Origin of the sequence: Candidatus Solincola tengchongensis, assembly GCF_015711935.1 — a bacterium.
GTDB lineage: Bacteria > Actinomycetota > Geothermincolia > Geothermincolales > RBG-13-55-18 > Solincola_A > Solincola_A tengchongensis.
Map to the genome: position 1 here is coordinate 1 of NZ_JACVJJ010000093.1, position 11132 is coordinate 11132.

An 11132-nucleotide genomic window follows, 5' to 3' on the forward strand; every position below is an offset into this window, starting at 1 on the left:
GGCCACGCGCCTACCCCGGTCCTCCGGACGGTGGAGCACGGAAACCCCTTGGGGCGGGGGCAGGCTCCCTCCCGGCGAGAGCTCCACCGGTGCGGGCTCGGCGGATGCCTGGAGGGCGAAGAGGACCGTGAAGCAGGCCAGAAACATGGCCGCCAGGACCCTCCCTTTGGGGTTGGCTTTCCCGCATGCGCCTTCCGTCTTCCCCGCTCCCGGGGCCGGACTCCCGATTCCCTTAGCGGTCGTCTTTCTCATGGAAGCAAATGCCATTATCCCACTCCATATCCCTCCGCCGGACCGACCAGCTACTTCCCGTCCGCCGGCCCCGGAAATCCTCCCGCTTCCCACAGGTATGCCTTCCCGGAGGCGGGTATCCAGCACCACGCTTTTATGATTCCCCTCATGCTGTCGGCGGGACCGGAATTTTCCTCTTCCTGGAATCCTCGAGCGTGCCGGCGCCCAAGCATCACCATGCGTCCCACCAGTCCGTGGTCCAAGCCGCTTCCGCATATAAATGCTTCGTCCCTTTAAAGGCGGCGGTTTAGAGAAGGAGAGGCCGCAAAATCCGGGGCTTCCCCTTTCCCTCGCCGGGCACGGATAGGCTCCCTCATGCCCGCCTCATGGCCTCCCCGACTCCATGGGCATGGGTGCCAACGAGCCCCCGCCTCCCGGGTACCCGAACGGCGGGCCGAAAAACCTCTTCCCACGGTCATGTTCCGGAGGCCGCAGGTATACCGCTGTCACGCCGTACGGCGCGGCGCCGTTCAGTAGATCAGGACCGGGGTTCCTATCTGCACCCTTTCGAAAAGGTCCTCCGCATCCCTTATGTACATGCGTATGCATCCGTGGGACACAGAATAACCTATGGACCACGAACTATAGGTCCCGTGTATGAACACCCCGGGGGCGCTGGTCCCCAGGGCACATGTTCCCAGGGGGTTTCCGGGTCCTGGAGGGATGTAGGGAGGCATGTTCGCCGCCCAGGAGGTGCCCGGGTTGACCCAGGTCGGGTTCCTCTCCTTGGTGACGATCTTGAACGTGCCGGTAGGGGTGGGCCAGGAGGGCATTCCTACCGCCACCGGGTACTGCCTCTCCACCTCCATGTTGTTATACAGGGTCAACCGGTGGTTGGTCTTGTCCACCACGATGACCTTCCCTACCTGGTCGTCCGACACCTGAGGCTTGGTCACCTCGATCTGCAGGCGGACCACCCTATCCGGAGAGGCCAGGGCTTTGAGGATGGACTCCCTGGCCAGGTTGGCGTCCAGGTCCCATCCGTCCCGTGACCTCTGGAAGATGAGCCTTTTGCCCTCCAGGCGGATCTCGGCGTCCAGCGGGGGGCGGTCAACCGTTGATTCCAGCTCAGAGAGGAACTCGTCCAGCCTGCGGGCATCATACCGGACCACGAGTCCGATGTCCCTCTCCAGGCCCCGGAAGGCGGCCCGATTCGCCCACCGCCGGTAAAAGGGTATCTGCCGGCTCGCGGCGACTGCCCGGTCCACCGTCTCCTCGAGATCCACATAGGCGTCTATTTCATACAGGGGTAGAGGCCAGATGTTGCCGTCGAACTCGAGGACCAAGTCTCTGGATAGCGCCTCCAGGTCCAGTTCCGAGCGCAGCTTCTCCAGGGCCTCCTCTCTGCTCAATCCCCCGATGGGTATGCCCTGCACGTACACCCCTCGGAAGACGTGGCCGGCATAGGCCAGGTCCAATCCGAGGAAGGAGACGATCAGGAGCAGGAACAGTGAGAGTGCGACCAGCCCCACGGCCAGCAGGAAGTGGCGGACGATGTTCCAGGCGCGCATGCGGAAGATCATACCGACCACCTACCACTGCAACGGGTTGTGCGGCAAATCATCCGTCGCCATCCCTCCAAGGTCGCCGATGCAAGAGCGGTCCTCCTGTTCCCTGTAGGCATAATATCCGGCATTTATCGTCCTGACTCGCAGATAAATTCTTCCAAGTCTTCGTCGTGCCCACACTCCTCCCCTTCATCTCCAGGCAACCCACCCCTCCCGTGTGTTCCGCTTGCCCTGTACCAACGCCCGAAAGGGCCCTTCCCTTCACCGTTCCGGCTCACGCTTCCCCCCTGAGCGCCGAGGATCCGAGCGCGGCTCAAACCCCGAACCGCCACCCTTCCTCCACCGCCGTCCGATCGGTATTCCGCGGCATGAGTCATTCCACCGACATTTTCATCACCCGCGTCTCTGTCCCAAATCTAGCCCCTCGGACCTCCCTTCCGCCCATCCTCCCGGAACCCCGGCCCTCTGTTTCGCAGTGCCTCTCCTCGACCTCCCGCTATCTTTGACGCTCGAAGACTTCCCGGGGATCGGAAGGCTCTCCGGAACTTCGGGTCCGCCCTGTGACCGAGGCCCTCCGCAGCGGACCTACAGCGCTCCCGCCTGTCTTCGAAGACTTCCCGCGTATCGATACGCCCTCCGGAACATCGGGCTCTCCCGACCACCAACGTTCCCTTCAACCGTTGCGCGGCCCCCCTGCCTCCCCTGTGGGCCCCCTACAACCGGATGACGGTAAAAAAGCGAGGCGGAGTACGGACTCCGCCCCACCGGAACCCTTGCCGGCCCACGCCATGGGCATCAGGCGAAGGCCTCGGGAATGTCCTTTATCTGCGCGTATGAGAACACCGGGCCGTCCTTGCACACGTAGAGGTGACCCACGTTGCAGCGGCCGCACTTCCCTATCCCACACTTCATGCGGTTCTCAAGGGTGGTATACACCTGGTCGGGTGTGAACCCCAGCTTCTCCAGGTTCTGGAGGACGAACTTGATCATGATCGGCGGCCCGCAGGTGACGGCGATGGCGTTCTCCGGAGAGGGAGACACCTCCATGAGCAGCTGGGGCACGAATCCCACGAAATGCGGCCAGCCCTCCTCCTCCACGTCGATGGCCAGGTGGCAGCAGGCGTCACCGCAGGAGTTGAGCTCCTCGAACTCGTCCTTGAAGCAGTGGTCAGCCGAGGTGCGGGCCCCGTAGATGACGGTGAGCTCCCCGTAATCATCCCGGTTGTCCCGTATCCACTGGATGACCGGGCGCAGGGGTGCTTGCCCGATGCCGCCGCCGATGGTGATGATGTTCTTGCCCTTCCATTCCTCGAGGGGGAAGTTGTTGCCCAGGGGGCCGCGCACGTAGAAGGAGTCCCCGGCTTCCAGCTCGTGGAGGGCGGTGGTGTTCTTGCCCATCTTCATGATGCTGAAGCGCAGGTAGCCCTTCTCCGTGGGCGAGGAGGAGATGCAGAACATGGACTCGCCGACCCCGGGTATGCCCACCATGGCGCACTGGCCCGGCAGATGGCTCCAGGTGTCCCAGACCTTCTCGTCGGCGAAGGTGACCTTGAAGGTCTTGATGCAGCGGTCGCCCGGCGTCTCATAGCGGGCTTCCAGGATCTTCACCTCGTAGGGGATGTAGGGGTTCTTCATGAGGCATCCACCACCTGTTCCAGGATCTCCAGGATGTCGATGTTCACCGGGCAGAGGTTTATACACCGCCCGCAACCCACGCAGGCGATGACCTCGAACCGCTTCGGGTAATAGGAGTACTTATGGCTGATGCGGTTCCTGGTCCGCTCCCGGCGGGTGGGTCTGGGGTTATGCCCCGAGGCGTGCAGGGTGTACTCGCTGAACATGCAGGAGTCCCACATGCGGGCGCGCCTCCCCTCCCCCATCTCCTCCAGCTCGTCCTGGATGTCGAAGCAGTGGCAGGTGGGGCAGAGGAAGGTGCATATCCCGCATCCCAAGCAGGCGGCGGAGACCTTCTTCCACAACTCGTGCTCCCACAGGGTGGGCAGCTTCTCCGGGATGCCCTCCGTGTTTATGGAACGGGCTATCTTGCCCTCCGCCCGGGAGGCCATCTCCTCGGCCTCCTTCTCCTCCCCGGCAGGAGCCTCCTCCAGGTATGCGGACAGGGTCTCCTGGAGCTTCTCCCCCTTCTCGGTGAGGGCCCGCACCAGGTAATGGTCGCCCATGTCCACGAGGAGCACATCCAGGCCCTCCGTTCCGAAGGGGCTTCCCCCGAGCGAGGTGCAGAAGCAGTTGACGGAGGGGGGTTCTACGCAGGCCAGCCCCACCAGGGTGGTCAACTGGCGCCGCTTGAGGTAGTAGGGGTCCTCGAAGTCCCAGCTGAAGAGCCGATCCACGATGGACATGGCTCGGGCGTCGCAGGGGCGCAGGCCGAAGATCACCGTGGTCCCCTCTTCCTCCACGTTCTTCTCCCGGAGCTCGGGATTCCCGCGCTGGAAGCGGAAGAGGGTCTCCGTCTGGGGGAAGACCACCTTTTTCGGCGGTACGGTGGAGTTGCCGTAATCCAGGAAGGCCTCCTCGGGGTCGCTTATCTGTTTGAAGACGACCACCTCGTCGGACTTGGCCGGGGCGATGAGGCGGAACTTGGTGAGCTCCTGGAGGGCCTCCTTCACCTTGTCCTTGTTCAACTTCTTCACTGCCATGGCACTCACCCTTTACAGTATGAAGTCCTCGCGGTCGTCCACCTTAAAGGTGGCCAGGAGCGGGGGAGCCTCCGCGTCCGTCCCCGGCTCGTAGTCGTAGAGCTCCTCCACGTCCTTGTAGAACTTGCGGTTGAGCTCCATGAGGGGGATCTCCACCGGGCATACCCGCTGGCACTCCCCGCACTGGATGCAGCGCCCGGCCAGGTGGTAGGCCCGTGCGATGTGGTAGGCGGTGTTCTCGCTTATGTCCACGCTGCGCCGCATCCACTGGGGATTGAGCCGGTCCAGCACACAGTCCTCACAGTAGCACATGGGACACACGTTGCGGCAGGAATAGCAGCGGATGCAGCGGGAGAACTTCTCCTCCCAGTAGGCCCACTTCTCCTCGGCGGAACGCTTCTCCAGCGCCAGGACGTCGGCGTAGTCGTCGTCGGCGAAGCGGGACACCTCCTCATCCAGGAGCTGGTCGTAGACCAGCGGGGTGGGGTAGCGGCACCGTTTGCATTTGTCCGCCAAAAGCTCCTCCTTGGGTACCTCTTCCCGCTTGCCGTCGAAGGAGAGGACGAACTTGTCGCCCTCCAAGGCTATCTCCCCGCGGGAGAGGACGTTGGGGAATCTCTTCTCCACTTTGTCCATGTCCACCACGCCGGTGCAGGGGATGCCCAGGACCACGATGCGGTCACGCTCGTAGGCCTTCTCCTCCATCTGCTGCACCAGGGCCCGCGAATCGCACCCCTTGACCATCACCGCCACCTTGCGCAGGTCCGGCTCCTGGCCCCGCGGGACGGGGAGCCGCTCCTCCAGGGTCAGGTAGGTGGCCAGGTTGTTTACGCAGGCAGGGGAGAAGATGAGCTGGTCCACCTCTTCGGGGGAGGTGATGAAGGCGGGGCGGGCCCGGAACCCGTAGGTGCCCTGGCGGTAGCCGATGAGCTGCCGCACGTCCTCCCGGGAGACGACCTCCCTGGCGATCTCTCTGAGTTTTTCTACGTCTACCAATTTAACTGCCTCCGTTGGAACTTGTTCATGGGCCCGACGGATTTAACGCCGCTCACGACCTCCTCGATGACCTCCTTCCACTTGGCGCCCTCGGAGGCCGATACCCAGCTCATGCGCACCCTCTCCGGCTCCACCCCGAGGTACTCGAGGAAGTTGCGCATGAGCATGAAGCGGCGCCTGGCGTAGTAGTTGCCCTGCATGTAATGGCAGTCGCCGGGATGGCACCCGGAGATGAGCACCCCGTCGGCTCCCTGCTGCAGGGCGTTCATCACGAAGAGGGGGTTGACCCGACCGGAGCACATTACCCGGATGACCCGCACGTTGGACGGGTACTGGATGCGGGAGGTGCCCGCCAGGTCCGCCCCGGCGTAGGAACACCAGTTGCAGAGGAAGGCCACGATGTTGGGCTCGAAATCGCTGTTCTTCTCGGCCATGGCTCACTTCACCCCCAGGGCCTGTATCTGCGGGAGTATCTGTATGTCCTTGAAGGAGCGCTGCTGGATGGACCCCGAGAGGCAGGCGGCGGCGCAGGCGCCGCAACCCTTGCACAGGGCCTCGTTGACCCGGGCCACCTTGACCGGCCAGCCGTTGCGGTTCACCTCCACCAGCTCGATGGCCGTGAAGGGGCATACGGCCACGCAGAAGCCACAGCCGCGGCAGGTGGCCTCGTTGACCACCGAGGTCTGGGCCTCCACCTTGACCTTGCCCGAGGCCATGGGGATCATGGCCGCCGAGGCGGCTCCCTTGGCCTGGGCCACGGCGTCGGGGATGTCCTTGGGGCCCTGGCACACGCCGGCCAGGAAGACGCCGTCGGAGGCGGTGTCCACCGGGCGCAGCTTGGGATGGGCCTCCAGGTAGAAGAGGTCCGAGGACTGGGAGAGCTTGAGCAGATCGATTATCTCCCGGTTGTCGGAGCGCGGCACCAGCCCCACGGAGAGGACCACCATGTCCGTCTCGTGCTCCAGCGGGGTGGCGGTCAGGGTGTCCTCGGCCTTGACCACCAGCTTGTCGCCCCTCTTGAAGATCTCCGAAGGGTTGCCCCGGATGTAGCGCACGCCCTCGCGGCGCACCCGGTCGTAGAACTCCTCGAACCCCTTCCCGAAGGCGCGCACGTCCATGTAGAAGATGGTCACCTCGCAGTCCGGGATCTTGTCCTTGGCCAGGTGGGCCAGCTTGGCCGTGTACATGCAGCACACCCGGGAGCAGTACTCGTTGCCCACGCTCTTGTCGCGGGAACCCACGCACTGGATGAAGGTGATGCTCTTGGGGACCTTCGGGGGCTCTACCTCCTCGCCCTCCTTCTTCTTTTTCTTCTTCCCCCGCTCGAGCATGACGATCTTCCCCCCGGTGGGCCCTGAGGCGTTCACCAGGCGCTCGAACTCCAGGGCGGTGAGCACGTTGTCGTAGACCCCGTAGGCGTACTCCGGCTTCTTGCGGGCGTCGAATACGTCGTATCCGGTGGCCACGATTATGGTGCCCACCTTGAACTCCACGATCTCGTCCTGGAGGTCGAAGTTGATGGCCTCCGCCTGGCAGGCCTCCTTGCACTTGGGGGATTCCCCGCACTTCCCCTTGGAGAGGAAGAGGCAGTTCTCCTTGTCGATGGTGTACTTGGCGGGCACCGCCTGGGGGAAGGGGAGGTAGATGGCCCCACGCATGCCGATGCCCTCGTCGAACTCGTTGGGGATGCGCCCGGCCATGCGGCAGACCTCGGCGCAGGCCCCGCAGCCCGTGCACTTCTCCATGTCCACGAAGCGGGACTTCTTGCGCACCTTGACCTGGAAGTTGCCGATGTAGCCGGAGATCTCCTCCACCTGGGAATAGGTCATGAGCTCGATGTTGGGGTGGTTGGCCACGTCCACCATCTTGGGGGTGAGGATGCAGGCCGAGCAGTCCAGGGTGGGGAAGGTTTTGTCCAGCTGGGCCATGTGGCCGCCCACGGTGGGGGACTTCTCCACCAGGTAGACCTTGAACCCGGCGTCGGCGATGTCCAGGGCCGCCTGGATGCCGGCTATCCCCGCCCCGATGATCAGGCAGGCGGGCTCCACGTCCACTTCCTTGACGTCCAGGGCCTCCAGCCTCCGGGCCTTGACCACCGCCGCCTCCACGATGCGCTTGGCCTTCTCCGTGGCGGCGATGGGGTCCTCGTGCACCCAGGAGCACTGCTCCCGGATGTTGGCCATCTCCAGGAAGTAGGGATTGAGGCCCCCGGAGAGGAGGGTCTTCCGGAAGGTGGGCTCATGCATGCGCGGGGAGCAGGAGGCCACCACCACCCGGTTCAACCCGTAATTCTGGATGTCGTCGGTGATCAACGCCTGCCCGGGGTCGGAGCACATGTAGGAGTAGTTGCGGGCCACCACCACGTCGGGCAGGGTGGAGGCGAACTGCACCACCTCCTCCACGTTTACCACCCCGGCGATGTTCGTGCCGCAGTGGCAGACGTAGACACCGATCTTCGGCTTACCGTTCATGTTTCCAGTTTCCTCCTCGTGCCGTAGGCTACGGTCGTAAAGATCCTGCTATCTCATTATGGGCACCGGAGGAGCCGGGGCTCCATGACCACCGTTAAAGCCCCTTCAACTCCTTGATCTTCTCCGTGAGCTTGGGCACCACCTTGAAGAGGTCGTCCACGATGCCGTAGTCGGCGATGCCGAAGATGGGAGCGTCGGGGTCCTTGTTGATGGCCACGATGACCTCCGAGCCCTTCATCCCCGTCACGTGCTGGAAAGCCCCGGAGATGCCCACCGCCAGGTAGAGCTTGGGCTTCACCGTCTTCCCGGAGATGCCCACCTGGCGGTCCGCCGGGAGCCATCCGGCGTCCACAACGGCACGGGAAGCGGCGAGGTCGGCGCCCAGCACCTTGGCCAGCTCCTCCACGATGGGGAGGTTCTTGTCCTCGCGGATGCCGCGGCCCACGCCCACCAGCATGGTGGACTGGGTGATGTCCACTTCGCCCACCTCGGGCTCCACGTACTCCACGAACTTGCGGTAGGTGATCTCCTCCTTGACCGGGTTCTCAACCTTGACGATCTCCCCGGACTTGGAGGGCTCGCCGGCCTGGAAGGTGGCCTCGCGCACGGTGAGGATGTAGAGGTCGGCGTCCTTCATCACCATGTGGGCGTCCAGCTTGCCCCCGTAGAACTGGCGGGTGGGCTTGGGCTTGTCCCCCTCCATCTCCAGGGCGGTCACGTCCGTGACCAGGGGAGCGCCCAGCTCCACGGCCAGCGCCGGAGCCAGGTCGATGCCCTGCGCCGTGTTGCCGATGAGCACCAGGCCCGGGTTGTGCTCCTTGATGAGAGCGGAGAGGGCCTTCTGGTAGGCCTCCGAGTTGTAGTTCTCGAACATGGGGTCGTTGACGTAGAGGACCTTGTCCGCGTACCCGGCGGCCTTCTCCGCGAAGGCGTCCACGTCCTTGCCCAGGAGGACGGCCACCACCGTGCCACCCAGCCCGGCGGCGCCGCAGAGCATCTCGATGGAGACGTCGCGCATCTCGCCGCGACGGTGCTCGATGAGAACGAAGATGTCTTTCATTTACACCAGCCCCTTCTCCTTCAGGATGGCGGCCAGCTTGGCCGCGGTCTCCTCCGGGTCACCCTCCAGTATCTCGGCCATCTCGCCGACCACCGGAGGCGTGAACTTCTCCAGAACGGCCCAGGAACCGGCCTCGCCCACCTCCGAGGCATCCACTCCCAGGTCGGCGGCGCTCTTCACGGCGATCTCCTTCTTGGCCGCCTGCTTGATGCCCTTGAAGGAGGCGTAGCGCGGCTCGTTGATGCCCGTCTGGATGCCCAGCACACAGGGGAGGTCTATCTCCAGGAACTCCAGGAGCCCTCCCTCCAGCTCGCGGCCCACCCTGGCCCGCTTGCCGTCCTCGAGTATCTCCACCTTCTTCACGTAGGTGGCGTGGGGGACGCCCAGGAGCTCGCCCAGCGCCGCGGGGACCACCGCGTAGCCGTCGTCGTCGGCCAGGGCCCCGGTGAAGACGATGTCGAACTCCATTCCTTTGATGGCCGCCGCCAGGGCCTTGGCCACGGCGAAACCGTCACCACCGGCGAAGGCCTCGTCCTCCAGGCGGATGGCCTCGTCGCCGCCCTTGGCCAAAGCCATGCGGATTACCTCGTCGTTCTCCTTGGGCCCCAGGCTGATGACCGTCACCGTGCCTCCGAGCCTCTCCTTGATCTGGATGGCCTCCTCCACGGCGTAGTTGTCGCACTCGTTGATTTTGAAGGAGAGCCTGCTCTTTTCGATGTCCTTCCCGGAGGCATCGATGTGGACCTCGGCCTCCGCGGTGTCCGGGACCCTTTTCACGCACACCACCATGTTCATACCCTTATCACCTCTTCCCTCTCTTATCCGGTTCCTCTACCGCCGGGGAAACGGGGTCTATCTACAAGGCCTCGGCCAGGAGCTCGAGGATGTCCGCCACCCGCATCTCCTCCTCGATGCCCTTCACCTTGGTGGCGTCCTCCAGGGTGAGCAGGCAGAAGGGGCAGGCGACGGCGATGACCTCCGCTCCCAGTTCCTTGGCGTCGGTGACCCTTATCTCGGCCAGTCGCTCCTCCTTGGACTCGCTCTCCACCCACATCTTGCCGCCGCCGCCCTCGCAGCAGAGGCTGCGCTCCCGGCAGCGGTCGAACTCCCGGAACTCAACACCGGGGATGCGGGTGATGATGTACCGGGGCTCGTCGTAGATGTCGTTCTGCTTGCCAAGGAAACAGGGGTCGTGGTAGGTGACCACCTTGGGCAGCTCGCCCTTGAGCTGGAGCTTGCCGTCCTCAAGGAGCTGGGCCACCAGCTCGGTGTAGTGGAGGACGGGGTGCTTGAGGCCATGGTACTCCTTCTTCAGGGTGTTGTAGCAGTGAGGGCTGATGGCCACGATGCGGTTGACGTTGAAGGAGTTGAGGAGCTCCACGTTCTCCTCGTCGCACATCTCGAAGAGGCCCTCCTCGCCCAGGCGGCGCACCTCGCTGCCGCAGCAGCTCTCGTCCTCCCCGATGAGCCCGAAGTCCACCCCCGCCGCCTGGAGCACCTTGACCAGCGACTGGGCCACCTTCATCACCCGGGGGTCGTAGGCGTCCGTGCAGCAGATGAAGAGGAGGACGTCGGTGGTCTCCTCCGCCTCGGGCTCCAGGACCTTCACCTCCAGGTCCTTGACCCAGTCCAGCCTCTTGGCCCGCGGAGAGCCCCAGGGGTTGCCGTCCCTGAAGATTGACTCCAGCGCGTCGCGCACCGTGGGCTGGACCCTCCCCTCCTCGATCTGGATGCTGCGCAGGCCGATGAGCACCTCCAGGGGCTCCAATCCCTTGGGGCAGCGGGCGGCGCAGGTGTAGCAGGTGGTGCAGTCCCAGATCTCCGGGCGCTCGGAGAGCTCCTCCAGGCGCTCCTGGTTCTGGGTGTCGTACATGAAGCACCGCACCCTCAAGGGGGTTCGCATGGCCACGGGACAACCCCCCGTACACCGGCCGCACTGGATACATCCGAGGAGGTCGTACTTGGTGATGAAATCGAGTTCTTCAGCGCACATGGTTAACCCCGCTTCGTTCCTTTTTCCGTCCCGTATGACTTTCCTTGCTCTATCTGCAATGCCGGTTTCCACCCGTGGAAAGCAGGGCTTCCCGGCAAGGGCCAACTAATTATAGTAAATGTATTTCCGGAGTTTCAAGGTGAATCGGCGGCCTTG

General features: G+C 64.0%; 10 protein-coding genes. All 10 read right to left on the bottom strand.

From position 1 onward, the window contains the following. The coding region (locus H7007_RS08605) for a hypothetical protein (RefSeq protein WP_287154746.1) at window positions 1-252 on the bottom strand (252 nt) is incomplete at its 3' end. Window positions 253-761: 509 nt separating this feature from the next. Continuing rightward, window positions 762-1814: a L,D-transpeptidase family protein gene (locus tag H7007_RS08610; RefSeq protein WP_287154747.1), complete on the bottom strand. Its 1053-nt coding sequence runs from the start codon at window positions 1812-1814 to the stop codon at window positions 762-764. Between the two features lie 780 nt (window positions 1815-2594). Next, window positions 2595-3434, bottom strand: a complete 840-nt coding sequence (locus H7007_RS08615; protein WP_287154749.1) for an FAD/NAD(P)-binding protein — start codon at window positions 3432-3434, stop codon at window positions 2595-2597. Continuing rightward, window positions 3431-4456, bottom strand: coding sequence for a 4Fe-4S dicluster domain-containing protein (locus H7007_RS08620; protein ID WP_287154751.1), 1026 nt, complete (start codon window positions 4454-4456; stop codon window positions 3431-3433). The genes H7007_RS08615 and H7007_RS08620 overlap by 4 nt, the downstream gene beginning before the upstream one ends. A 12-nt stretch (window positions 4457-4468) precedes the next feature. Next, window positions 4469-5452, bottom strand: a complete 984-nt coding sequence (locus H7007_RS08625; protein ID WP_287154753.1) for a 4Fe-4S binding protein — start codon at window positions 5450-5452, stop codon at window positions 4469-4471. Beyond that, the gene (locus H7007_RS08630; RefSeq protein ID WP_287154755.1) at window positions 5446-5886 is read right to left on the bottom strand and encodes a hydrogenase iron-sulfur subunit; all 441 of its coding nucleotides are present in this window, start codon (window positions 5884-5886) and stop codon (window positions 5446-5448) included. The genes H7007_RS08625 and H7007_RS08630 overlap by 7 nt, the downstream gene beginning before the upstream one ends. Window positions 5887-5889: 3 nt before the next feature. Next, a complete protein-coding gene (locus H7007_RS08635) occupies window positions 5890-7923 on the bottom strand; it encodes a CoB--CoM heterodisulfide reductase iron-sulfur subunit A family protein (RefSeq protein ID WP_287154757.1) in 2034 nt (677 codons plus the stop codon). Window positions 7924-8017: 94 nt separating this feature from the next. Beyond that, the gene (locus tag H7007_RS08640; protein WP_287154759.1) at window positions 8018-8983 is read right to left on the bottom strand and encodes an electron transfer flavoprotein subunit alpha/FixB family protein; all 966 of its coding nucleotides are present in this window, start codon (window positions 8981-8983) and stop codon (window positions 8018-8020) included. Next, complete coding sequence (locus H7007_RS08645; protein WP_287154761.1) at window positions 8984-9778, bottom strand: electron transfer flavoprotein subunit beta/FixA family protein; 795 nt, start codon at window positions 9776-9778, stop codon at window positions 8984-8986. It abuts the gene before it with no gap. 61 nt (window positions 9779-9839) lie between these two features. Continuing rightward, on the bottom strand, window positions 9840-10976 hold the full coding sequence (locus H7007_RS08650) for a (Fe-S)-binding protein (RefSeq protein ID WP_287154762.1): 1137 nt from the start codon (window positions 10974-10976) through the stop codon (window positions 9840-9842). Window positions 10977-11132: the final 156 nt, after the last annotated feature.